This window comes from Rhodococcus globerulus, from assembly GCF_019334125.1.
GTDB classification, from domain to species: Bacteria; Actinomycetota; Actinomycetes; order Mycobacteriales; family Mycobacteriaceae; genus Rhodococcus_F; species Rhodococcus_F globerula.
The window spans coordinates 326561-349832 of the sequence record NZ_CP079698.1; the positions used below are offsets into that span (position 1 = coordinate 326561).

At 60.9% G+C, this 23272-nt stretch carries 25 protein-coding genes; 7 read left to right on the plus strand and 18 right to left on the minus strand.

Annotated elements, in window-relative coordinates; translation table 11 throughout:
- Positions 1-38 precede the first annotated feature (38 nt).
- Entirely contained in the window at positions 39-662 is a 624-nt protein-coding gene (locus KYT97_RS01430) for a LysM peptidoglycan-binding domain-containing protein (RefSeq protein WP_242484358.1), read from the plus strand.
- A 225-nt stretch (positions 663-887) separates the two neighbouring features.
- On the plus strand, positions 888-1373 hold the full coding sequence (gene nrdR, locus KYT97_RS01435; protein WP_033234817.1) for a transcriptional regulator NrdR: 486 nt from the start codon (positions 888-890) through the stop codon (positions 1371-1373).
- Positions 1374-1658: 285 nt separating this feature from the next.
- On the opposite strand, the gene hrpA is transcribed toward nrdR, so the two are convergent.
- Positions 1659-5564 carry an ATP-dependent RNA helicase HrpA gene (gene hrpA, locus KYT97_RS01440; RefSeq protein WP_219111617.1) on the minus strand — a complete coding sequence of 1302 codons (3906 nt, stop codon included), beginning with the start codon at positions 5562-5564 and terminating at the stop codon, positions 1659-1661.
- Between the two features lie 96 nt (positions 5565-5660).
- Between hrpA and KYT97_RS01445 the strand changes: the two genes are divergently transcribed.
- The gene (locus KYT97_RS01445; protein ID WP_033234815.1) at positions 5661-6281 is read left to right on the plus strand and encodes a Pr6Pr family membrane protein; all 621 of its coding nucleotides are present in this window, start codon (positions 5661-5663) and stop codon (positions 6279-6281) included.
- Between the two features lie 18 nt (positions 6282-6299).
- On the opposite strand, the gene KYT97_RS01450 is transcribed toward KYT97_RS01445, so the two are convergent.
- Positions 6300-6617: a DUF2322 family protein gene (locus KYT97_RS01450; RefSeq protein ID WP_033234814.1), complete on the minus strand. Its 318-nt coding sequence runs from the start codon at positions 6615-6617 to the stop codon at positions 6300-6302.
- Positions 6618-6760: 143 nt separating this feature from the next.
- Between KYT97_RS01450 and KYT97_RS01455 the strand changes: the two genes are divergently transcribed.
- Positions 6761-7984 (plus strand): aminotransferase family protein, encoded by a 1224-nt coding sequence (locus KYT97_RS01455; protein ID WP_033234813.1) that lies wholly within the window; start codon positions 6761-6763, stop codon positions 7982-7984.
- 9 nt (positions 7985-7993) lie between these two features.
- On the opposite strand, the gene KYT97_RS01460 is transcribed toward KYT97_RS01455, so the two are convergent.
- Positions 7994-8248 carry a hypothetical protein gene (locus KYT97_RS01460; RefSeq protein WP_033234812.1) on the minus strand — a complete coding sequence of 85 codons (255 nt, stop codon included), beginning with the start codon at positions 8246-8248 and terminating at the stop codon, positions 7994-7996.
- An 18-nt stretch (positions 8249-8266) separates the two neighbouring features.
- On the opposite strand from KYT97_RS01460, the gene KYT97_RS01465 reads away from it, so the two are divergent.
- Complete coding sequence (locus KYT97_RS01465) at positions 8267-8965, plus strand: hypothetical protein (protein ID WP_033234811.1); 699 nt, start codon at positions 8267-8269, stop codon at positions 8963-8965.
- Here KYT97_RS01465 and KYT97_RS01470 read toward each other — a convergent pair.
- From KYT97_RS01470 to KYT97_RS01480, 3 genes are all read right to left on the minus strand, one after another.
- On the minus strand, positions 8951-9631 hold the full coding sequence (locus KYT97_RS01470) for a PhzF family phenazine biosynthesis protein (protein ID WP_033234810.1): 681 nt from the start codon (positions 9629-9631) through the stop codon (positions 8951-8953). The two genes, KYT97_RS01465 and KYT97_RS01470, sit on opposite strands and share 15 nt — an antisense overlap.
- A gap of 89 nt (positions 9632-9720) precedes the next feature.
- Complete coding sequence (ahpD, locus tag KYT97_RS01475) at positions 9721-10260, minus strand: alkylhydroperoxidase, AhpD family (RefSeq protein WP_033234809.1); 540 nt, start codon at positions 10258-10260, stop codon at positions 9721-9723.
- A gap of 2 nt (positions 10261-10262) precedes the next feature.
- Positions 10263-10850: a peroxiredoxin gene (locus KYT97_RS01480; RefSeq protein WP_033234808.1), complete on the minus strand. Its 588-nt coding sequence runs from the start codon at positions 10848-10850 to the stop codon at positions 10263-10265.
- Positions 10851-11047: 197 nt separating this feature from the next.
- Here KYT97_RS01480 and KYT97_RS01485 point away from each other — a divergent pair, with 197 nt between their 5' ends.
- Positions 11048-11974: a LysR substrate-binding domain-containing protein gene (locus tag KYT97_RS01485; protein ID WP_033234807.1), complete on the plus strand. Its 927-nt coding sequence runs from the start codon at positions 11048-11050 to the stop codon at positions 11972-11974.
- Between the two features lie 249 nt (positions 11975-12223).
- Here the strand turns inward: KYT97_RS01485 and KYT97_RS31225 are convergent, their stop codons facing one another.
- The 9 genes from KYT97_RS31225 to KYT97_RS01520 all read right to left on the minus strand — a co-directional run bounded on the left by KYT97_RS31225 (position 12224) and on the right by KYT97_RS01520 (position 17765).
- Positions 12224-12403 carry a DUF7683 domain-containing protein gene (locus tag KYT97_RS31225; RefSeq protein WP_116103997.1) on the minus strand — a complete coding sequence of 60 codons (180 nt, stop codon included), beginning with the start codon at positions 12401-12403 and terminating at the stop codon, positions 12224-12226.
- A gap of 98 nt (positions 12404-12501) precedes the next feature.
- Positions 12502-12747: a DUF7683 domain-containing protein gene (locus tag KYT97_RS01490; RefSeq protein ID WP_033234806.1), complete on the minus strand. Its 246-nt coding sequence runs from the start codon at positions 12745-12747 to the stop codon at positions 12502-12504.
- Between the two features lie 200 nt (positions 12748-12947).
- Positions 12948-13091, minus strand: a complete 144-nt coding sequence (locus KYT97_RS01495; protein WP_155276686.1) for a hypothetical protein — start codon at positions 13089-13091, stop codon at positions 12948-12950.
- Between the two features lie 101 nt (positions 13092-13192).
- Positions 13193-13438, minus strand: coding sequence for a DUF7683 domain-containing protein (locus tag KYT97_RS31230; RefSeq protein ID WP_033234805.1), 246 nt, complete (start codon positions 13436-13438; stop codon positions 13193-13195).
- Positions 13439-13501: 63 nt separating this feature from the next.
- Positions 13502-14647, minus strand: coding sequence for a colicin E3/pyocin S6 family cytotoxin (locus KYT97_RS01500; RefSeq protein ID WP_202025568.1), 1146 nt, complete (start codon positions 14645-14647; stop codon positions 13502-13504).
- On the minus strand, positions 14647-14934 hold the full coding sequence (locus KYT97_RS01505; protein ID WP_033234803.1) for a WXG100 family type VII secretion target: 288 nt from the start codon (positions 14932-14934) through the stop codon (positions 14647-14649). The genes KYT97_RS01500 and KYT97_RS01505 overlap by 1 nt, the downstream gene beginning before the upstream one ends.
- On the minus strand, positions 14934-15308 hold the full coding sequence (locus tag KYT97_RS01510) for a WXG100 family type VII secretion target (protein WP_342393914.1): 375 nt from the start codon (positions 15306-15308) through the stop codon (positions 14934-14936). Before KYT97_RS01510 ends, KYT97_RS01505 begins: the two co-directional genes overlap by 1 nt.
- Positions 15309-15474: 166 nt before the next feature.
- Positions 15475-16860, minus strand: coding sequence for an FAD-binding oxidoreductase (locus KYT97_RS01515; RefSeq protein WP_033234801.1), 1386 nt, complete (start codon positions 16858-16860; stop codon positions 15475-15477).
- 56 nt (positions 16861-16916) lie between these two features.
- Entirely contained in the window at positions 16917-17765 is an 849-nt protein-coding gene (locus KYT97_RS01520; RefSeq protein ID WP_033234800.1) for a LysR substrate-binding domain-containing protein, read from the minus strand.
- Positions 17766-17821: 56 nt separating this feature from the next.
- On the opposite strand from KYT97_RS01520, the gene KYT97_RS01525 reads away from it, so the two are divergent.
- Positions 17822-18229 (plus strand): DUF5997 family protein, encoded by a 408-nt coding sequence (locus tag KYT97_RS01525; protein ID WP_033234799.1) that lies wholly within the window; start codon positions 17822-17824, stop codon positions 18227-18229.
- A gap of 53 nt (positions 18230-18282) precedes the next feature.
- Here KYT97_RS01525 and KYT97_RS01530 read toward each other — a convergent pair whose 3' ends face one another.
- From KYT97_RS01530 to KYT97_RS01540, 3 genes are all read right to left on the minus strand, one after another.
- On the minus strand, positions 18283-20787 hold the full coding sequence (locus tag KYT97_RS01530; RefSeq protein WP_033234798.1) for a DEAD/DEAH box helicase: 2505 nt from the start codon (positions 20785-20787) through the stop codon (positions 18283-18285).
- A 26-nt stretch (positions 20788-20813) separates the two neighbouring features.
- Complete coding sequence (locus KYT97_RS01535) at positions 20814-21851, minus strand: alpha/beta fold hydrolase (RefSeq protein WP_033234797.1); 1038 nt, start codon at positions 21849-21851, stop codon at positions 20814-20816.
- Positions 21852-22026: 175 nt separating this feature from the next.
- Complete coding sequence (locus KYT97_RS01540) at positions 22027-22986, minus strand: proteasome assembly chaperone family protein (RefSeq protein WP_033234796.1); 960 nt, start codon at positions 22984-22986, stop codon at positions 22027-22029.
- Between the last annotated feature and the right edge of the window lie 286 nt (positions 22987-23272).

Here is a 23272-nt window from a genome sequence, read left to right on the forward strand (position 1 = left end):
GAGTTCGAATGAGCCGGTGTAGATCCGCGGAGGTCAAGATGGGCAACGCAGCACTGAAGTACGACGCAGCTTTCGAGTACGACCCAGCTTCTGATCAGGCACTTCCGGATCCTCGGGTGGCGCCGAAGTACCACGCGTCGTTCTACGATGCCGCGCCATACGACGAGGCCGTCGGGGCGATGGCTTACCGCGTCCGCCGCGAGACGCCGGAATTTCGCGGACGTCGTGACTCCGTTCGTGAGCCGGCTGGTGATCGCCGATTCGATCGAGATTCGGATTCTTCACGGCCACATAGCGGGAACTTCGAACACCGCAATCGAGTGGGAGTGTCGCGGGCGCCTCATATTGTCCATGTCGATCGTGTCGGTTCCGACGGGGTTGGTTGGCTGAGCATGGCCACGGGAGTGCTGTTGACGGCCGTGGCGGTGCTCGGTTTGGTAGGGCTCGCGGCTGTGTCCACAAGTGGTGCTTCGGATCCGGTCGGTGCTACCTCCGTTGTGCGCGTCGCAGCGGGTGAATCGTTGAGCGACATCGCAGCCGATATTGCTCCCGGTCAATCGGTGGGGGTCGTCATCGAACGGATCATGGATCTCAATGCAATGAATGATTCCAGGCTGAAGATAGGTCAGACGCTGATTGTTCCTGCCGCGCAAGGGCGTTGACGTAAGCGCAGTGCAAGTCGAGGTCTCGGAGTGCGCGGGTGATCGGCACTCGATGGCCGGAGAAGGACCGAGCATGCGTTCGGGTGGTGTCGAACGAGTAAGCTGTGAGCTTGACAGTCACACCACCTCGGGTGGTCGCGCATCTGCTCTGTGGATCCTCCGAAGATTTGCAGTTGGTGGGAATCTTCAATTGCGGCCATTCCTGGCAACGAAGAAGGAACCGCGATGCATTGCCCGTTCTGCCGGCACCCTGACTCCCGAGTGGTCGACTCGCGTGAGGCGGATGAAGGTCAGGCAATTCGCCGTCGTCGTTCGTGTCCCGAATGTGGTCGTCGCTTCACGACTGTCGAGACAGCGGTGCTGTCAGTTGTCAAGCGCAGTGGTGTCACCGAGCCCTTCAGCCGCGAGAAAGTCGTGAAGGGTGTGCGCCGCGCGTGCCAGGGTCGTCATGTCGACAACGATTCGTTGAATTTATTGGCTCAGCAGGTCGAGGATGCCGTGCGTGCTTCCGGTTCGGCCGAGATTCCGAGCAACGAAGTGGGATTGGCGATCTTGGACCCCTTACGCAACCTCGACGAGGTGGCATATCTCCGGTTTGCGTCGGTCTACAAATCCTTCAGCTCCGCAGAAGATTTCGAGCGAGAAATTACCGATATGCGTCATCGCGTGGATGCCAAGGCGTCCGGTGAAGAAGCTGTCGCCGTCGACTGAGTCACGTCGAGGGATCGTCCTTAGATAACGCTCCGAGAACAAATAGGGCTTTTGCCCCTATTTCTCGGCGACAGACGCCTACGCTCGACGAGTACGTTCAGCGGTCCGAGTCGGAATCGCAGCATTCGGGCCGAAAGTCCGCATCTGTCGTTACGGAGGCGTTATGCCCTTGAACGGAATTCTCGCAGTAGTCAACAGCCTGGTCACGTTAGGTCTGGCCAACACTGTCGCAACAATTGGTGGCTCGGTCGCCAATGTGAACATTGTGCAGTGAACCCCTGACGGTCAGCGTTTGATCGCCTCGATTGCTTTGAGTACCCGCTTCTCCGAGACTGGAGTTGGGGTTCCCAGAGACTGTGCGAACAGTCCCACCCGAAGTTCCTCGATCATCCACGAGATGGCGTCGACATCTTTGGCGGTACGACGCTCTTCCGGCAGCGAATTCAGCAATCTGTCGTACGCGGCGTACACCCGATCGAGAACGTCCATGGCTTGGTGGTCGCGATGAGCGCTGGCAGGAAGCGCTTCGAGCCGGAATGTCGCGGCCGCCAGGTACCGGGGTAGCTCGCGTAGTCTCGCCGAACCCAATTCTGCGACAAAGCCGGGGAAGAGGAGCGATTTCAGTTGCTCGCGAACGTCTTCGGCGGCTTCTCCGCGCGATCGCTGGAGGACGACATTCAAGCGGTGTGATTGTTCGAGGATCGGAACGATCATGCGCAGTATCGCGGACACGCGCCCGGCCAACTCCGATCGGGCTGCTTTGACGAGTGCCTCGAAAGCCTCCGGTGTCCGTACCGGTCCACCTTTGGCAGCGATGATCTCGTTGGCTGCGGCTACACGGCAGTCCTCGACCAACGCTTCCAGGCTTCCGTCCGGATTCTGTCCCAGCATGAGTCGGTGTGTATTCGACAGCCCTGATGTGACTGCCTTGAGTTGGGTTGGCACCGCCGCGAGAAGAAGAGCCCGAGTGCCCTCGCGCATCGCCTGTGCCTGCGCTGCAGGGGTACTGAGAACCCGTACTGCCACACCGCCGTTTTCCGGCACCAGCGCCGGGTATCCGGTGACCTGCTGGCCGCCGATGCTCCTGGTGATGGTCGGCTCCAGTGCGCCCAGCGTCTCGGAGGTCCACACCGTCGAGGCTGCCCGCTCGGTACCGGTCGCTGCTTTGGCAACTTCCTTCTGAACTCGCGGGGCGAGTGTGCGTCGTAGCTGAGCCAGATCCTTGCCTTTGGCCAGAACTTTTCCGGATTCGTCCTCGACCACAAACGTCATTCGAAGGTGATCAGGAAGGGCGCTCGGATCAAAATCCTTCGCGTCGATGTGCGTTGCGCCCAGACGCGACAGCTCGCGCGCCATTGCCGTGAGCAGTGGTTCGGATCGTGGTTTCACGGAAGCCAGTGCTGCGCTTGCATAGTCAGGCGCCGGAACAACCTGCCGCCGGATGGTCTTGGGCAGCGTCTTGATCAATGCCGACACCAATTCGACACGCATGCCCGGTACCAGCCAGTCGAACCCGACGGGTTGGAGTTGTGCGAGGAGACCGACGGGAATGTGCGCGGTGACGCCGTCGTCGTCCTTGCCTGGTTCGAATTGATAGGTCAGTGGCAACAGCATGTCGCCCTGACGCCAGGCATCGGGGTATTCGCCGCCCAGAACCGTTGCGGCATCGGAATTCACGACGGTTTCGGGCGTGAACGTCAACAGGTTCGGGTCTTGCCGGCGTGCTGTCTTCCACCACTTGTCGAAGTGTCGCGCGGACACAGCTTCGGCGCCGACGCGTGAGTCGTAGAACTCGTACAGCGTCTCGTCGTCGACCAGGATGTCGCGTCGGCGGGCCCGGTTCTCGAGTTCTTCGACGTTGTCGAGCAGTGCGCGATTTTCGTGGAAGAACTTGTGCTGTGTAGTCCATTCGCCCTGCACCAGCGCATGGCGAATGAACAATTCGCGCGAGGTTTCCGGATCGATTGACGAGTAGGTGACAGCGCGTCCGGTGACCAGGGGTACGCCGTAGAGCGTCACGCGCTCGTACGCCATGGCCGAACCACGCTTGGAGGACCAATGCGGCTCGGAGTAGGTCCGTTTGACCAGGTGTGGTGCCAGTTTTTCGGCCCATTCCGGTTCGATGCGCGCGGACATGCGGGCCCAGAGCCTGGTTGTCTCCACCAGTTCGGCGGCCATTACCCAGCGGGGTGGCTTCTTGAACAGGCCCGAGCCGGGGAAGATCGCAAAACGGCTTCCGCGAGCACCGAGGTAGTCGCGCTTTTCGCCTTCGCGAAGTCCGATGTGGGAGAGCAGGCCGGCCAGCAAGGATTGGTGGACCGAATTCTCGGATGCGGGAAGTTCGTTGACCGACCAGCCGAGTCCGCGAGTGATCTGACGCAACTGCCCGTGCAGATCCTGCCATTCGCGGATGCGTAGCCAATGCAGGAACTCGTTGCGGCACATCTTGCGGAATTGGCTCGAGGACAGATCGTTTCGCTGCTCGCGGAGGTAGTCCCACAACTTCAGATAGGCGAGGAAGTCGGAGTTCTCCACCGTGAAGCGGGCGTGCTTCTCGTCGGCGGCCTGCTGGAACTCGGCGGGCCGCTCTCGTACGTCCTGAATGGACAGTGCAGCGACGATGACGAGCGTCTCGTGCAGCGCTCCGTTTGTCTTGGCTTCCAACAACATTCGAGCCATGCGAGGGTCGACGGGAATCTGCGCCAGTTCGCGGCCGATCGGAGTCAGTTCCGGATGCGACGCGTCGGATCCTCGTGCGATAGCGCCCAGTTCTTCGAGTAGTCCGATGCCGTCTTTGATGGCTCGCGAATCCGGGGGCTCCACAAACGGGAATGCGGCAATATCGCCGAGACCCAGCGCCGTCATCTGCAGGATCACAGACGCGAGGTTGGTGCGCAGGATCTCCGGTTCGGTGAACGCCGGCCGGGCTTCGAAGTCCTCTTCGGAATACAGCCGGATGCAGATACCCTCGGCGACACGGCCACAGCGACCGGACCGCTGACGCGCTGATGCCTGGGAAATCGGTTCGATCGGCAGCCTTTGCACCTTGGTGCGGACGGAATATCGCGAGATGCGCGCTGTTCCGGGATCGACGACGTAGCGAATGCCGGGAACCGTCAGAGATGTTTCGGCGACGTTGGTGGCCAGGACAACTCGTCGGCCGGTGTGCGGAGAGAACACTTTGTGCTGTTCGGCTGCCGACAGGCGTGCATACAGTGGAACGATTTCGGTGTTGCGAAGCCTGCGGTCGCGCAATGCATCTGCGGTGTCACGAATCTCGCGTTCACCAGACAGGAAGACGAGGATGTCACCCTCGCCCTCTGCGCTGAGTTCGTCAACAGCTTCGCAGACGGCGTCGACCGGATCTCGGTCGTAGCTGATATCTCCGGATTCGACAGTCAATGGGCGGTAACGCATTTCCACCGGGAAGGTTCGCCCGGACACCTCGACGATCGGCGCGGGCTTCCCGTCGACGGCAAAGTGCTGAGCGAACCGCTCGGGGTCGATGGTCGCCGAGGTGATGATGACCTTGAGGTCGGGTCGGCGGGGGAGTAGCTGCGCCAGATACCCGAGGATGAAGTCGATGTTGAGGCTGCGTTCGTGAGCCTCGTCGATGATGAGAGTGTCGTAGCGGCGCAACATCTTGTCGCGCTGAATCTCCGCAAGCAGAATGCCGTCGGTCATCAACTTCACGTACGTGCGGTCGGAAACTTGATCGGTGAATCGCACTGTGTAGCCCACGGCGTCGCCGAGTTCGGTGTCGAGTTCTTCGGCTATTCGCTCGGCGACCGTTCGCGCGGCAAGGCGCCGGGGCTGAGTATGGCCGATCAGTCCGCGAACTCCGCGTCCCAGTTCGAGGCAGATCTTCGGGATCTGAGTGGTCTTGCCAGAACCTGTCTCGCCGGCGACGATCACCACCTGGTTTTCGGAAATCGCGCGGGCAATGTCGTCTTTGCGTTGACTGACCGGCAGTGCCTCGGGGTAGGACACTGCGGGCACGTTCGCCGCGCGTTCGGCCAGCCGGATGCGCGCGGATTCGATCTCCTGGGCCAGTGTTGCCAGGTTCTCCGGCGTGCGGGCGCGGTCGAGTTTGCGCCGCAGACGGTTCTCATCACGGAATGAGACTTCGGACAGGGCGCGTTTCAGGTCGCTTCGTCGTGGTGAGAGCGGGGCCGGTGGTGTTGTAGACATGCTGACGGACAGCTTATCGAACGCCGGGAAATCTCACTCCCGCAGCGTGCGTTGTGACACGATCGGGCAGTGACGACATTTGCGACATCCACTCCGATGGCGGTACGCATTCTCCGCCTTGCGTTTGCGGTCTACGGGCTGACCGCCTTGTTATGGATCCCGCTACGCAACGCCGAGGGATTCTCCCTGGTGAACTATCTCAGCTATTTCACTATCGAGAGCAATATCGCCGCAGCCGTCGTACTGATTGTCGGAGGGCTGCGGGATCCGCAGTCGCGCACCTGGCAGACAGTTCGAGGCGCCGTGACGCTCTACATGGTGATCACGGGCATCGTCTACGCGGTGCTGCTCTCGGATGTCGATGTGACGCTGAACGACACCTGGATCAATGTCGCCCTGCATCAAGTACTGCCGTTGGTGATGCTTGCCGACTGGGTGTTTTCGCCCTCGCGCCACCGCATCTCCGAAGGGTCGGCCTTGACGTGGCTCGCCTTTCCCGCCCTGTATGCCGTGTATTCGCTGGTTCGCGGAGCGATCGTCGACTGGTACCCGTATCCCTTCCTCGATCCGCGAGCCCACGGTTACGTAGCCCTGGTGATCGGGCTTGTTGTGCTTGCCGTGGCAATGGCGCTGATGGCGCTGGCGGTCAACGCCGTCGGCAAGCTAGGGGCGCGGTGGCGGTACGGCGACGCCGACCGGGACTCTGTCGCGATGTGAGATGTGGACCGCGGGCTGCTACTCCGCCGGAACTTCCTGCAGCCCGAGAGTGTTGCCGCTGGCAAGAACCTGATCGAGACGGTCGATGTTGGGGTGCTTGCCGCGGTTCGCGCGGGCATCGTCTGTGTGCTCGGCAAAAATCGCCAGCGCAGCCGTTGCGGCCTCAGGAGTGATTGCGCCGTAGACCTGGGCGAGGTGGTTGTAGACCTTGACCGAACCAGATTTGCCCGGCTTGTTCTCCACGGTGTCGATGACGGTGCCGTCGGTGTCGAGCACGTTGATGGCGGCGAGGTGATCGATCGAGGGGAGGGCAGCAAGATTCTCGGCAAAAGTCATGGTGATGAGATTACGTGCCCAGGGCGGCGATCCCCACGCAGGGCAGCATCACGCGGGAGACGATTTGTGGTGTCGATATAGTTGCTGCACATCGTGTGCACACCAGCATCGTTGGTATTCGTTTGGACTCGAAGGGGAAAAAGATGGCTTCGGCACTGTGGCACGGGTTCGCGGATATGGGCGCGGTCGAGAAGAACGGCGCATTTGTCGTCTCTCGCGGTGAAGGCGCGTACATCTGGGACTCGCAGGACAATCGGTACCTCGACGCAACTGCCGGGCTCTGGTTCACGAACGTGGGCCACGGCCGCACCGAGATCGCCGACGCCGTTGCCGCTCAGCTGTCGAAGATCGCTCACTTCTCCAACTTCGGCGATTTTGTCCCCGAAACCACGCAGGCACTGGCTGAGCGGCTCGCGAAGATCGCGCCGGTTGCAGGCAGCAAGATCTTCTTCACCTCCGGTGGTTCCGATTCCGTCGACACCGCAGCGAAGTTGGCGCGTCGGTACTGGCATGAGGTCGGCCAGCCCGACAAGAACATCATCGTCGGACGCCAGAAGGCCTACCACGGAATGCATGTTGCGGGAACAGCTCTCGCCGGTATCCCCGTCAATCGCGAGGGGTACGGCGAGCTGATGGCCGATGCTGCCACCGTCGGCTGGGACGACGCCAAGAGCCTCCTCGAACTGATCGAGAAGGTCGGCGCGAACAAGATCGCCGCATTCTTCGCCGAGCCCATCATCGGCGCCGGCGGGGTGTACCTTCCGCCCGAGGGATACCTGGCCGAGGTCCGAGACATCTGCCGTGAACACGACATACTGTTTGTCGTCGACGAGGTTGTCACCGGTTTCGGTCGTATCGGTGGCGAGTGGTTTGCATCCACTCGCTTCGATCTGCAGCCCGACATGATGACCACAGCAAAGGGTTTGACCTCCGGATACGTTCCGATGGGTGCCGTGTTCATCGCACCTCGCGTCGCCGAGCCGTTCTACAACGGTGCTTGGTGGCGTCACGGCTACACCTACGGCGGGCACGCCGGAGCGGCAGCTGCAGCCATGGCAAACCTCGACATTCTCGAGCGTGAGAACCTCCTCGCCGAGTCCAAGCGGCTCGAAGCGTCGTTGCACACGCACTTGCAGCCGCTGGCCGAGCATCCGCGGGTTTCCGAGGTCCGCAGTGGACTCGGGGCCGTCGCCGCCGTTCAGCTGGCAGACCCGGCCGAGGCACTGCCGTTCGTGAAGACGCTGCGCGAGCACGGAATTTCAGGTCGCGCGGCAGGTCAGGGAGCGATGCAGATTTCCCCGACCTTCGTGATGACGGACGATCAGGTGGCCGAGATGGCTGCGGGAATCCTCGCCGCTCTCGGATAAATTTGCGAACTAGCTGCGGCGTCGGAAGAGTTTCTTCATCCGGCGCCGCAGTGTGCTCGGTACCGGCTCCAGCTCGATAGTGTCCTGCTCTGACGCCCTGGCGTACGCCTGCGTGTATCGCTCGTGGAGGACGGAGCGAATCTCGTCGGGGGAGTACGCCCGACGCGCACGCTCGTTCCGCACAGCGAGGACCCCGGTGGCCGCGACCCCCATAGCGCCGGCGAGGCCCACGAGCTTCCATATGTGCGAGGCACGAAGTGTCATGCCTCTAGGCTAAAGGTTATGGACCGACGATCACGCTCTCAGGTGACCCTCGACGAGGCAGCCAGTGTCACCCGCACTGGCGATATCTGGATCTTCCGCGGAGATTCCACGGCCGACAAGGCAATTCAGACGCTCACTAACAGTCCGGTCAACCACGTCGGCATGTCGGTGGTGATCGACGATCTGCCACCGCTCATGTGGCATGCAGAGCTCGGTCATTCGTTGCAAGACATGTGGACCGGTCGTTTCCAGCGTGGCGTTCAGCTCCATGATCTGAAGGCCGCCGTGCAGGTGTGGGGAGCCAAGTACGGGCAGCAGGGTTGGCTTCGGCAGCTCGACACCCCGGTGACCCGTGAACAAGAGGATGCGCTGCTGCGCACCATAGCCCGCCTGGACGGCACGCCGTTTCCCTCCACCGCCAAGCTCGCGTCACGATGGTTCGGCGGGCGCGTCCCGAAGTTCCGGAAGAAGCCCGAATCGCCTGCGTCGGGCATCGAAAGTGCCTACTGCGCCGAGGTTGTCGCGCAGACGTACGAGGCAATGGGCCTGATGGTGGGAAACCGTCGCATCAACTGGTTCGATCCCGGCAAGTTCTGGAGCGGCGATCAACTGCCGCTTGCACCCGGCGTGGCACTCGGCGACGAAATTGCCGTGACGCTCAGCGCCGCAGACCTCGAGGCAGGACGGAATCCGGCAGGCCAGTCACAAAGTTCGTGACTGCTCGGCAACCACGCGTCCGCCCACTTCGAGCCATCCTTCGGGCGAGTAGGTGGTGTGCAGGATCGATCCCCGTCCCTGGGTGATTCGAAGCGATTTTCGTAGGTGATCAGTGATGCGTAGGGCCGCCGATCCGGTAGCTTCGTCCTCGGCGATTCCCATTTCCGGAGCGAACATCCTTGAGCGGATGGACGATTCGAGTTTGTCCTGCCACGCCCACAGGTAGGAGTGATCGGTTTCGTAGTCCGACGGAACCGCGTCGATTACGTCATCCACCGTTTCCAGGGGGTAGAGAGCAAACTCCGGTGCCCATTCGGCGCGGGCGCGAACCCACGTGAGGTTACTGCTGCGGCGTACGTCGAGTTCGCCGGCGGGGACACCGAGTGTGGTCACCGGCCGTGCCTGATCGTGCAGCCACCAGGTGAGACCGACCGTGGGATGACCGGCAAAGGGGAGTTCTGCTGCCGGAGTGAAGATCTGGGCACTCGCCCGAGCGGCGCCCACTTCGGGGAGATCGACAAAAATCGTTTCGCTGTACCCGAGCGTCGCGGCGACTTCTTGCCGTTCGGATAGTTCGACCAGTGATGCGTCGACAATCCCGAGTGGGTTGCCGTGCTTTCCGTTCTCGTCCGTGAAGACCCGGACCACACTCACTTCGATGCCCATCGGTCCACAGTAGCGCGCCGGAAAAACGAATAAACCCTCCCCACCGTGGAAGGCGGGGAGGGTCTTTCGTCTACTGCGTCGGTCTGGGATCAGACCTGTGCGGCAGCGAGGATTTCATTGGCCTCGACAGCCTGCGCGACACCCATGACGATGGAACCGGCACGGATCGCTTCGAAGATGACCTCGCGGGAAACGCCTTCCTGACGGAGGGTGTTCTCGTGAGCTTCGAGGCAATGGTTGCAGCCGTTGATCGCGGAAACCGCGAGCGACCACAATTCGAAGTCGGCCTTGTCGACGCCCGGGTTGCCGATGATGTTCATCCGCAGGCCCGCACGAAGGTCGTCGTACTTACCGTCAAGGTAGCCCTTGGTGCGGTAGAAGACGTTGTTCATGCCCATGATCGCCGCTGCGCCGAGCGCTGCGTTGTACGCCTCAGCGGACAGGTTGTCTGCCGCCTCGGCTGCGATTTCCTTGAGCGTGGTCGCCGACTTGGTTGCAGCGGCCGTTGCGAGGAGGGTGCCCCACAGCTGCTGCTCGTTCAGAACCGTGGTGCGCGCAATGGAACTCAGGTTGAGCTTGAGATCCTTGGCGTACTCGGGAAGCGAATCTTTCAGGTTGTCGACGCTCATGATCAGACGCTCGCGTTCAGCAGCTCGCCGGCGTTGATCGTCGGGTCGCCCTTCTTCCAGTTGCAGGCGCACAGCTCGTCGCTCTGCAGAGCGTCGAGAACGCGGAGAACCTCGTCGACGTTACGGCCGACGGAACCGGCTGTGACGGAGACGAACTGGATCTCGTTGTTGGGGTCGACGATGAACGTCGCGCGGTCTGCAACGCCGTCAGCGTTGAGGACGCCGGTGGCCTCGGCAAGCTCGCGCTTGAGGTCCGAGAGCATCGGGAAGGGGAGGGTCTTGAGCTCGTCGTGCTGTGCACGCCACTGGAAGTGAACGAACTCGTTGTCGACGGAAGCGCCGAGAACCTGTGCGTCGCGGTCTGCGAACTCGTCGTTCAGCTTGCCGAATGCTGCGATCTCCGTGGGGCACACGAACGTGAAGTCCTTGGGCCAGAAGAAGACGATGCGCCACTTGCCTGCGTAGTCGTCGCTCGTGATCTGAGTGAAGTAGTCGTCGGGCTGCTGAGCGTCGACCTTGGAGAGGTCGCCGCCGATAACGGCCTTCAGGTTGTATGCCGGGAACTGGTCGCCGATTGTCAGCAGAGCCATATGTCTCGTCCTCCTACTTGTCTTGTGAACAGGTTTTTCTCACACGCACGATCACGAATGTTTGTGATCGAAAGTTCTCGATACCGTCGAAGCGGGTCTCACCGTCATGGTGCGCGACCGGCGCTTTTTGGTATGAGTCCATTCTGCATCAAAGTGGTCAAAAGGTAAAGGTGATAGGTGGCACTACACTGATAGCCATGGCTGATCAGACTTATCAACCTTCCTTGTCACAGCTGCGTGCCTTCGTATCGGTGGCCGAACATCGGCACTTCGGCACCGCCGCAGCACGTTTGAGTGTGAGCCAACCCACACTCTCGCAGGCGTTGGCCGCACTCGAATCGGGCCTCGGCGTGCAATTGATCGAACGCAGCACCCGGCGTGTCCTCGTCACAGGCGACGGTCAGCGGCTTCTCAGCCAAGCGAAACTGATTCTCGAGGCTGCCGACGGATTTGTCGCGAGCGCCGCCGGAATGGGGGATCGATTGGCCGGCCCACTTCGGATCGGGCTGATTCCCACTGTCGCGCCGTACATCCTGCCGTCACTGCTGCCGGCATTGCGGACGTCCATGCCAACGGTTGCACCTCACGTCATCGAGGACCAAACCGCACGACTGCTCGACTCGCTCCGCTCCGGTGCCCTCGATCTGGCCTTGCTCGCCCTGCCGGCTGGTGCGCCTGGGTTGATCGAGATACCGCTCTACGACGAGGATTTTGTTCTGGTCGTCCCAGCAGACCACGCGCTGGCAGGACGCAGCGATCTCACCGCTGACGTCCTCGACGAACTGCCCTTGCTGCTTCTCGATGACGGGCATTGCCTGCGGGACCAGACACTGGATCTGTGCCGTTCCGTCGACGCCCACCCGCTCTCCGGGGATACGCGGGCAACATCCTTGGCGACGATCGTGCAGTGTGTCGCCGGCGGGCTCGGTGTGACCTTGGTCCCCGAATCGGCTGTGCCGGTGGAGAGTCGGCGGGGTGAACTCGCCACGGCGACATTCACGGCACCTGCCCCTGGCCGGACAATCGGACTGGTATTCCGCTCGTCCAGCGGCCGCGCCGAAGGGTTCAGGCAGTTGGCGGAGCTGGTGAAATCCGTTGCGCCGGGGCGGACGATCCCTCAATGACCCCTGTCGTTGTGACCGGAACCAGTACTGCTCGATTCCTTCAGATCGATATTTGACGGGTTTGGCATCCGGAAACCCCGGAAGAAACTCCGGAGCCTTGTGGAAATTCCACATCTCTCCGGGTTCAATGGTCTTGGCGTCGAATGTAGCCGGATTGGCCTCGAGGATTGGCCGACGAGGTGCAGTGTTGCTGTTCAGTCGGCGAATAGGCCTATTTCGTATTCGCGGTTCTCTGTTATCTCGATGGGTTTACAAGTGTATTTCGCGAACTCGAGTACTTTGTCGAGGGGAACGCCACTCTGAGGGGAAATTTGGAGTCGTGTCGTCGATCCCGAGGATTTCCTTCACGATCTCAACAGCCATATCATGCAGAGCGTAATCTTTGACTAATCGATTATTTCCATTGTCGAAAGCTTCGAGATGCCACATGTTTCACTTTCCATGTCTGCGGCTGGCGTCGGCGGGTTTAGTCGGGCGATCCGGCATTGGAGTCGAAATCGCCTAGATGCGTGCCGTTCTTACAGTACTCAGTCAGCGAATAGTCCAACGAAATATTCGCAGTTTTCGATTACGTCGATAGGTTCGTGGGTGTACTTCGCGAACTTGAGAACTTTGTCGAGTTGAACGCAACTGAAACGTGCGACGACGGGTAGATCGAAGTTGTTGTCGTCGATGCCGAGGATTTCCTTCACGATCTCGGCAGTCATGTCGTGCAAGAGGTATTTTTCGGTGCGAAATTCGGTCTCGTTGTCGAAAGCTTCGAGGTACCACATGTTTCACTTTCCTGCTCGACGACTTGGTGCGGCGCGGATGGTCTGGCCGCATCAATTGAACTTGTCGGGTTCGAGCTGACAATCGAGGCCCAGGCTCGGTTCAATCCGTTAGATCTGAGACTTCAAACTCACTATTTCGGTCTATCTTGAAGGGTTCGTTACTGTATTTAGTGAACTCGGGCACTTTGTCGAGGGGTACGTCATTCTAGGATCCAGACGGGTAAGTCGAAGCCGCTGTCGTCAACGCCGAGAATATCTTTCACGATTTCGGCAATCATATCGTGCAAAAGGTAGATCTCGGTTTGTAATTCGGCGTCGTTGTCGTAGGCCTGGAGATGCCACATAAACTTCTCTCCTGGTTTGCGGGTGGAGTGGCGGGTCCGGAGTCGTGAAGTCGATCTGATGAACCGTCGGGCTCGACTGGTATTCGAACTCTCGATGGTTGTTACTCAGTTAAGAATGCTACTTCGTATTCACAATTTTGGTCTATCTTGAAGGGTTCGTTAATGTATTTAGCGAACTCGGGAACTTTCTCAAGAGGTACGTCATTTTGACGTATCCCAACGGGTAATTCGAAGTCGCTGTCGTCGATATCGAGAATTTCTTTCACGATCTCAACGGACATTTCGCGTAAGAGGTACTCCCCGGCTAATAATTCAGTATCGTTGTCGAAAGCTTCTAAATACCACATGTCTCACCTTTCTGTTCGGCGGCTTGGGTCGGCGGGTTTGGTCTGTGTGCCTGTATTCGCATCTTATTCTCCTAGATGCGTGCCGTTCTTGTTGTATTTCTCGACGGCACCGTGCTGATAGTCCCATTCGTAGATGTTGCCTTTGTCATCTTTCCAGCGCTTTCGCTCGTTCATTCTCTTGACTAGTTTGGCATTCGGGAATCCGGGGAGGTGCCGCGGTGCGGGATAGTAACCGAGCGTGTTTCCTCCGCCGCCGGTGTTGGCATTGAAGGTAGTCGGGTTGGCTTCGAGCAGTGGTTGCAGCTCGTTGACCGCACCCACAGCAGCAGCCCCCGCCGCGGCGACGCCACCGACCACCGTTACGGCGACCGCGTCCACGGCGCCGAGTACCCCAACGACGCTGGCAGCGATCACACTTCCCGTCGCTCCGGCCGCGGCGACGGTACCAGCACCGAGGGTAAAGAGTGCGGTGACTGCGCCGGCCAAAGCCCCGACGATGATGGCTTTGCCGACGATGTCGAAGATCTTGCGGTGAGCCTCCTCGATTGTCTGTGCCCACTCGTCGCAGGCGGCGGCCAGTGTGTCGTACTGATCGGCGACGGCGTTGGTAGTGACGAAGACATTGTCGAGTTGAGCCAGGACCTGCGGCATCTCGTCGGAGTCGAGTTCCTCGAGGGCGACCCACGCTGTACCCGTTGCATCGTTTGCATCGCGCAACCCCTCGGCGGCTGTGCGCCACGCTCGCCCGAGTGCTTTCAATTTGTCGGGGTTCCCGTTGGGCCACATGTGTCCCTGCAGCCACGCAGTAATCAACTCCCACCCGAGCGGCGGGTCGGTATCGCCGCCGAGCGCCCCGTAAAACGCCGGCGCCGACACGGTCGGAAGCTGCGACGCCGGCCCCTCCGGGGGCTCCGGCGGGTTGGTATTCGATCGCTCGGTGTTGGCGTGGTTGACACCGGTCGCCGCGAGTAGATCGTGCAGTTTGCTGAACGCGTTGACAATGTTTGTTCCGGCGGCGACGGCATCAAATGCGGCGGGGTCATAGCTCGCGGCCCACCCGGCTCCCGCGTTGTCGGTTCCGGCGCACCCCCAGTTGGTTTGGAGCGTTTCACCGAGCAGACGGATCACACTGTCAGTGCTGTTGCTGACCGTTTTGTACTGTGTGGCAGCGTCGATGAGGACTGCGGGGTCCATTGTGATCGGCGCCATCAGGGCCACATCCCACTGTTGTGTCGCGCGTTGGCGAGATAGCGATCGTGCGCGCCCTGGGCCATCGATTCGAGTTCGGACAGTGCAGTGCGCATGTCTTTCAGTTCGCGGTGCAAGGTTTCGTGTTTGGTGCGGTGGGCATCGGCGGCATCGCCGTCCCAGTCGACGTTGAGGGCCACGACTTCCCGTTCGACGTCGGTGATGCGGGCTTCGACGCGCATGCCGATCTGCTTCGCCCTGCCGACGAGACCGAGGATTTGCTCGGTGTCGGCAGAGTACCGGCCCATCAGAAGTCCATGTTCAGTCGAGTACCCGAAATGCTGCCGGCATTCTGGTCGTCGGTCCTTCTGTACTCGGTAGCTGCTTGATGCAGCAGTCCGGCGTCCTCGGTGAGTGCGCCCGCGACCTGGCGGGCGGAGTAGACCCACTCGGCCCACAGTGCGGCGTGGGTTCGGGACGCGTCCCCGGTCCATTCGGCTGTCATCAAGGATTCGGCATCGCGGCGCAACGTTTCCACGTCGTCCCAGAATTCGTCGGCGAGGTCTGAAATTCGAGTCGCTGTTGCGTGCATCTGTTCGGGATCGCAGCGCATCATTGCCCGCCAATTGATTTCTGGTACAGGTATTTTGCCTTTTTTGCGCTGGTAATGCCCACGATGGATCTACGCATTTACTGGTCCCCCCGGGCAGTGTAAATCTCGATGGAGTCTAGACCAATGTCGTCGCATGTCACTAACGCGAGGTGTTTGTCCGGAGTGTGCGGGCAGAGGTTTGGGCATGCACATTTTCGCCGACGGGTGTCAGCGAAAGTGGACTCGAGATGTGTGACTACTTCGCAGCGATGACCGCTCCGGGATTGAGAATTCCTAGGGGATCAAGCGCATCTTTGATTTTCCGGTTCAACGCCATGACGTCCTCGCCTAGCTGAGCTGGCAACCAGTCGCGCTTGATCCGGCCCACACCGTGTTCGCCGGTAATGGTGCCGCCCAGCGCAATTGCGAGATCCATGACCCGTCCGAATGCGATCTGGGCGCGCTCTGTCATATCGGGATCAGACGGATCGAACACGATCAGTGGATGAGTGTTTCCGTCGCCGGCGTGCGCCACGGTGCAGATAAGGACATCCAGGTCCGCGGCGATGGCTTCCACCCCCGTGATCAATCGTGGCAGCGCTCGCATCGGAACGCCGACATCTTCGAGGAGCAGATTCCCCAACGCCTGAACGGCTGGAAACACCGCCCGTCGGGCCGCAGTGAACGCATCACCCTCGGCCTGGTCGTCTGTCGCGAAAACTTCGGTGGCCCCGTTGTTTTCGCACGCTGCGACAATGCTCTCGATCTCGAGTACACCAGCGGCGCCGTGGGCATCGGATTGGGCCAGAATCAGTGCGCGAGCCTTCCGGTTGAGCCCCATCCGCACAGAATCCTCGACAGCGTTGATGCTGGCGTGATCCATGAACTCGAGCATCGCCGGACGCATTTTGCCGGTGATCGCCAAGACCGCGTCGGCAGCTTCCTCGACGGAATCGAACGACGCGACGACAGTTGAAGCGGGCGGCTGCGCCGGAATCAGACGCAAGGTGATCTCAGTGATGATGCCGAGAGTGCCTTCGCTGCCGACAAACAGTTTGGTAAGTGAGAGTCCTGCAACATCTTTCAGGAGCGGGCCGCCCAGTGACACTGCAGTGCCGTCGGCGAGCACTACCTTCAGGCCGAGCACATAGTCGGTGGTGACGCCGTATTTCACACAACAGAGTCCACCGGCGTTGGTAGCGGCATTGCCACCGATGGAACAGATCTCGAACGACGACGGGTCAGGCGGGTACCAGAGCCCATGCTCTGCGGCAGCTTTCTTGACCTCGGCGTTCATCAAGCCGGGCTGAGTTACGGCCACCCGAGCTACCGGGTCGATGGTGATCTCGCGCATTCGCTCGGTGCTGACCATGATGCAACCGTCGACGGCGCTGGATCCACCGGAGAGTCCCGATCCGGCACCGCGCGGAACCACGGGAATGCGATGTTCGGTGGCCCAGCGCATCACGGCCTGGATATCTTCGGTGCAGGTGGCCCGGACAACGGCCAGCGGGTTGCCTGCATTCGGATCGGCTGCCCAGTCTTGGCGGTAACCGGCCGTAAGGTCCGGATCGCGCAGGAGCGCACCATCCGGCAGCGCAGCGATCAGTTCTGCCAGGACCGTCGAATCAACCGAAGTCATAACTCCATCATGCGCGCAGAACTTGGGGATGCGAGGTGAGTTGGCGGAACTCCCCGCTAGCGGCCCTTCGGTTTGCCCGTGAACCGGCCACCCGAACTCTTGGTGCCGCCCGACTTGCCGCTACCCGCTTTGCCGCCGGCCTTGGCTTTGCCGCCGCTGGTATTGCGGCCCGAGACGCTCTTTGCCGTTCCGGCACTCTTGGCTTTGTGATCGGCTTTCGCGGCCTCGGCACGACGTTCCTTCGCTGCCTGCTTGGCCTTGACCGAACCCTTGATCTTCTCGGCCGGCTGACCATTGCGTCCGCGTGAACTCTGAGCGGTACGTCCTCGCACGATGCCGATGAGTTCTTCGACCAATTCTGTGGTCTTGGACTCCAGCCAAGCCAAAGCAATAGGGGACTCGGGAGCACCGGCAACAGGACGGAAAGTCAGATCCTTGCGGTGGTGCAACCGCGCCACCGAATGCGGAACAACAACAACGCCGATGCCGGCCGCAACCAACTCGATGGCGTCGGCGATCGTTTCCGGCCGCTCGGCTGCTGCCTTACCTGGACGCGTCGGCCACTCGAGGGTGTCTTCGAGAGGGTTGAGCACAATCTCGTCGCTCAGATCGGCGACGGAAATCTGGTCTACAGCGGTGAACACGTGATCTTTGGGGATCACCACCACCGGCGTCTCCGCATATAAGGAGATCGCGCTGAGCTCAGTGCGATCGATCGGTAACCGAACCAGGCCGGCGTCGGCCTCGCCCGCCCGTAGCGCTGCCACAACCTCGAGAACCGGAAACTGGACCAACTCGAGACGGACGTCGGGAAGCCGCTCGTGCCACACTCGAATCCACTTGGTCGGCGTTACCCCGGGGGCATACGCGAGTCGAAAAATTGCCGGACTATCCGCGTTGCTCACCCGGCAAGGTTACCGCCTTGGTAAAACGCGACGCGATGGCTGGCTACTCTTGTTGCATGACGTCGAACAAAACGCCCCAGACGATGAAGCCGACGACGGCTGCCAAGAAGCTGGGTGTGTACCTGGAAGCAACACCGAAAGAGTTCCAGGAAGGCGACGTGACCCGTGAAGAACTGACCGCGCTTCAGACCGAAGCTCCGGAGTGGCTGCTGGAACTGCGCCGCACCGGCCCGCACCCGAAGCAGGTCATCGCCGCAAAGCTGGGCATCTCCATCGCCGGGCTTGCTCGCGGCGGCGTCGAAGAGGCGCTCACCACGGATCAAGTTGCTGCCCTGCTGGAAGAAAAGCCCGAATGGCTGGAGAAAGAACGCGCACTGCAAGCGGAGGTGCGCGCCGAGAACCTCCGTATCAAGGAGAAGCGCGCTTCGCGCCGCAATCAGCCGCGCAAGGCTCGTAGGGGCTAAAGCCGCCGTGCGCCTTTTTGGTAGTGCCCACTACCAGAAAGGCGCACAGGGTGTCAGCCCTCGACGATGCTGAGCTCGTCGAACACGATTTCACCCAACGCGTCGGACTCCGGGATATCGACGACACCTAGCAGTGCCCAGCCGTGATCACCTTCCGGGTCCTCGAGCACCTGACGCACTCGCCAGAACTCGCCTTCCTCGACTACCTGGAACAACGCCGGCCCACGCGCTGACGGTCCCGTTCCGATCGAGCTGTACTCCTCGAAGTAGGGGAGCAGTTGCTCTTCCCACTCGGCGGCGTCGATACCGTCGTCGAGGTTTTCCAGTTCGTTCCACTGTCGCCGCGACGCGAGGTCGATCCGACGGAACATCGCGTTGCGCACCATGACGCGGAACGCGCGCGGGTTTGCCGAGATCGGGCGCGGAATGTCGGCGCCGAATGCAACCTCTTCGGTGTCGGCTTCGGCTCCGGGGTCGGTTAGCGACTCCCACTCGTCGAGCAGGCTCGAGTCGACTTGTCGGATCAACTCACCCAGCCACTCGATGATGTCTTCGAGTTCTTCGGTGCGCGCTTCGGTGGGCACGGTCTGGCGCAGGGCGCGGTAGGCGTCCGCGAGGTAACGCAGAACCAGTCCTTCGGAGCGGGTGAGCCCGTAGTGACTGATCAATTCGGCAAAGGTCATTGCACGTTCGATCATGTCGCGTACGACGGATTTGGGGGAGAGCGCAAATTCGGTGATCCACGGATGGCCGCCGCGGTACATCTCGAAGGCGGGGAACAGTAACTCCGCCAACGGTTTCGGCCAGGTGACCTCTTCGAGGAGTTCCATGCGCTCCTCGTACTCGATGCCGTCCGCTTTCATCTGGGCAACAGCCTCACCGCGGGCGAAGTGCTGCTGACCCATCAACACCTGACGGGGGTCGTCGAGCGTCGATTCGATGATGGACACGACATCGAGTGCGTACGTATCGGATTCGACGTCGAGGAGTTCGAACGCAGCGAGAGCAAACGGCGAGAGTGGCTGATTCAAGGCGAAGTCGCGCTGCAAGTCCATCGTCAACCGCGCCATCCGGCCGTGCTCGTCCGGTTCGTCGAGGCGTTCCACGATGCCGGCGCTGAGCAATCCGCGGTACAGCGAGATCGCCTTGAGGATGTGCTTGCGCTGCGCCGGACGCGATTCGTGGTTGTCCTCCAACAGATGTCGCATCGCATCGAAGCAATTACCCGGTCGGGCAATGACATTGAGCAGCATGGAGTTGCTGACGGAGAACCGCGACACCAAGGGTTCCGGTGATGCCGCAACCAGGCGGTCGAATGTCGCTTCGCTCCACGAAACAAATCCTTCGGGAGCCTTCTTGCGTTGAATTTTCTTGATCTTCTTCGGATCGTCGCCCGCCTTGGCGACTGCTCGCAAATTGTCCACTTCGTGTTCCGGCGCCTGCACCACGACGGTACCCATCGTGTCGTAGCCGGCGCGGCCGGCGCGACCTGCGATCTGATGGAACTCACGAGCCTTGAGGTGGCGGGTGCGGACGCCGTCGTACTTGGCCAGACCCGTCAGCAACACCGTGCGGATGGGAACGTTGATGCCGACGCCGAGTGTGTCGGTGCCGCAGATGACCTTGAGCAGACCGTCCTGGGCAAGGACTTCGATGAGCCGTCGGTACTTGGGCAACATGCCGGCATGGTGAACGCCGATGCCGTGGCGAACCAGGCGGGAGAGTGTCTTACCGAATCCCGTCGTGAAGCGAAATCCGCCGAGCGCCTCGGCAATTGCTTCCTTCTCCGTTTTGGAACAGAAGTTGACGCTCGTGAGCGCTTGCGCTCGTTCGAGAGCTGCGGCCTGCGTGAAGTGCACGATGTACACGGGGGCCTGGTTGGTGGTGACCAACTCTTCGATGGTCTCACCGACCGGCGTGGTGGCGTACGAGAACATCAGGGGGACAGGGCGTTCGGTACCAGACACGACGGTGGTGGGCTTGCCGGTGCGACGCGTGAGGTCCTCGGAAAAGAAGTCCACCTCGCCCAGAGTTGCGGACATCAGCAAGAACTGGGCGTGCGGTAGTTCGATCAGCGGAACCTGCCACGCCCACCCGCGATCCGGTTCGGAGTAGAAATGGAACTCGTCCATCACTACCTGGCCGATATCGGAATCGGGGCCCTCTCGCAGCGCGAGATTTGCGACGATCTCCGCTGTGGCACAGATGATGGGAGCCGACGAGTTGACGGCAGCGTCGCCGGTCATCATGCCGACGTTCTCCGCGCCGAACACCTCGCAGAGCGCAAAGAACTTCTCGCTCACCAACGCCTTGATGGGCGCGGTGTAGTACGTGCGCTTGCCCTGGGACATCGCGTAGAAGTGCGCGCCGATCGCCACCATCGACTTTCCGGAACCGGTGGGTGTAGCCAAAATAACGTTGGCACCCGAGACCAGTTCCATCACAGCCTCTTCCTGGGCAGGATAGAGCGTCAAACCACGCTCGATCGTCCAGGATAAGAAGGCGTCGAAAACGGAATCGGGATCCGCGTTGTCGGGGAGCAGTTCCGTCAGCAGCACTTGTACAGGTTAGCCGCTGGCGGTGATCAGGTTGCGCTGCGCTCGTCCGAGCCCATCGCATCGAGTACCGCCATGCGTGTCGACGACGAACCGGTGATGGTGTTTTCACCAACCCCGGCAATCAGCATGTGCCGCCAGTGTGCCTCGTCGAATACCAGTGGCGCGGTGCTCGCGAGGAACTCCTCGATCACCTGAAGGAAATGCATGGGGTCGTCGCGGAAGGGGAAGTGTCCGGATCCACGGAAAACTTCGAGTCGGGAGTTGGGCATCGCCGCATGCGCGAGGTGCGCGTGCGAGACGGGAATCACGGAATCCTCGTCACCCCAGATCAACTGAACCGGCAGATTCTCGGTCAGGTAACACCGATCGAGCATCGTGACGACCTGACCTCGCCAGTCGACTACCGCGCGCAACGTCCGCAGGTATGCCTCGTAGGCAGTGGGGTCTGGTAGTTCGGCGAGAACACGAATCAGGTCAGGAGTGTCGTGCAGCATGGTTCCCGGGCGCAGGTTCGATCCGTGAACGGCGCCGGCGAGACTACCGGCGAAACGCACGATCGGCATCGCTCCGGGAATGCGCAGAAGTTTGAGGACCTCGTTGACCACCGGCACCGACATCAATCGAAGAATCGGATGGACGTCTTTGGTGATGCCGCCGGTCGAGACCAACACGAGTCGATCGACCATGTCGGGGAACTGGTATGCAAATTGCATCGCCACGCCGCCGCCGAGTGAATGCCCGATGACACTGACGTGTTCGATTCCCAGAGTGGACAACAGATCGCGCATGCCGTTGGCGTAGGCCGCTACCGAGTAATCGGCACGAGGCTTGTCGGAGCGACCGTGCCCGAGAAGATCGGGGGCGATGACGGTGTAGTTCTTGGCCAGATGGGGGATGATCTCCGTCCACGTGGACGAGTTGTCGCCAATGCCGTGCAGGAGCAGAACCGCAGGGCCGTCGCCGGCAATGCGAAAAGCTCGACGGTAACCGTGAATCGTCCGAAACATCATCCGCGGTTCCTCGTCGGGAACTGGCCGGAGCTGCCGCGTTCGGGGTCTGCTCATGTCGCCTCCAGTATCAGCGCGTGACCGCTGTTGACTGAATCGCTCCGATTTGTTGAGCCGTCAACAAAAGTCACGCAGAATTTGAGGCTATCCGACAGATGTATCGAGAACAACATCTCAGGTAACGACGAGGTTGCGGAATGCGCACGATGTGCGCAATTCCGCAGCTCATATGTCAGTTTCGGTCGGATTCGCCGTCATCCGGCGTGTCGAACTCTCCATTGCCTGCCTGTTCGGCCAGGAACCGCTCGAATTCGGCACCGATCTCGTCTCCACTGGGAAGGTCGGCCTCACCCGCGAGCAGTGACGCCTGCTGTTCCTGCGCTGTCACGAAGGTGTCGTACTGGCGCTCGAGAGCGTGGACCACGGTCTGAACTTCTTCGTTTCCGGCAATGTGCTCGTTAACCTGTTCGAGGACGCGCGCCGAAGCCTCACCCAGAGCGGCGAGTGGCAATTCGAGCCCGGACACCTCTGCGACATTCTCCAGCAAGGTCTCGGACGCAGCCGGGTAATCGGTCTGTGCCAGGTAATGGGGAACGTGAACGGAGAAACCGACGGCTTCGTGGCCGTGCTGGCTCATCCGGAATTCCAGCAGCGACGACGCACTGCCGGGAACCTGAAGTTCGCCGGACCAGCGCTGGTGGTCGCCGATCAGGTCCTTGTTCGTGGAATGAGCCGTCAAGCCCAACGGGCGGGTGTGCGGAATCGCCATCGGGATCGCATTGAGCCCGATGGTCTGGCGTACGCCCAGCTGTTCGGCGAGCAAGCGGACAGCGGTGGTGAATCGCTCCCACTTGAGATCGGGTTCCATACCGGCAAGCAGCAGGAAGGGCGTTCCCACCGTGTCACGAAGCGCGTAAAGGTTCAGAGAGGGGGCGTCGTAGTCCGAGAAGTGATCGGCCTTGAACGTCATCGTGGGGCGGCGTGATCGGTAGTCGATCAACTCGTCCACGGCAAACGACGCGACAAGTTCGGTTTCGAGGCTCTCGCGCAAGTGCTTCGTCGCAAGTTTCACGGCGTGACCCGCGTCGGAGTAGCCCTCGAGTCCGTGGATGAGAACCGGGCCCTGGCCGTCGGCAGCCGACAACTGGGGCGCCGGGAATTCCAGCTCGTACATTTTCGACTGGTCGTCCATCGCAGTCCCCTTCTTTCACGGTGCTTGTTTCCAGTGTCCACTATCGGCGGTTGCCGATTCGCAGTGGAGTCGGCAGTGGAGTCGTCTTTCGCCGAGGTTCCTTTGGTGGAACGTGTCCGACAGGCTCGGGCATTCCCGAATTCCGACGCGGATGCGTTCGCCAGGAGCGAAGCGTGCGGGTCAGGGTTCGACACCGTCGCGCAGTGGGCGGAGATCCACGATCCGGGAGATAGGACATGGCAGAGTGACGAACAGGTACTGCCGTGGTGGATTTCTCCCATTCGGC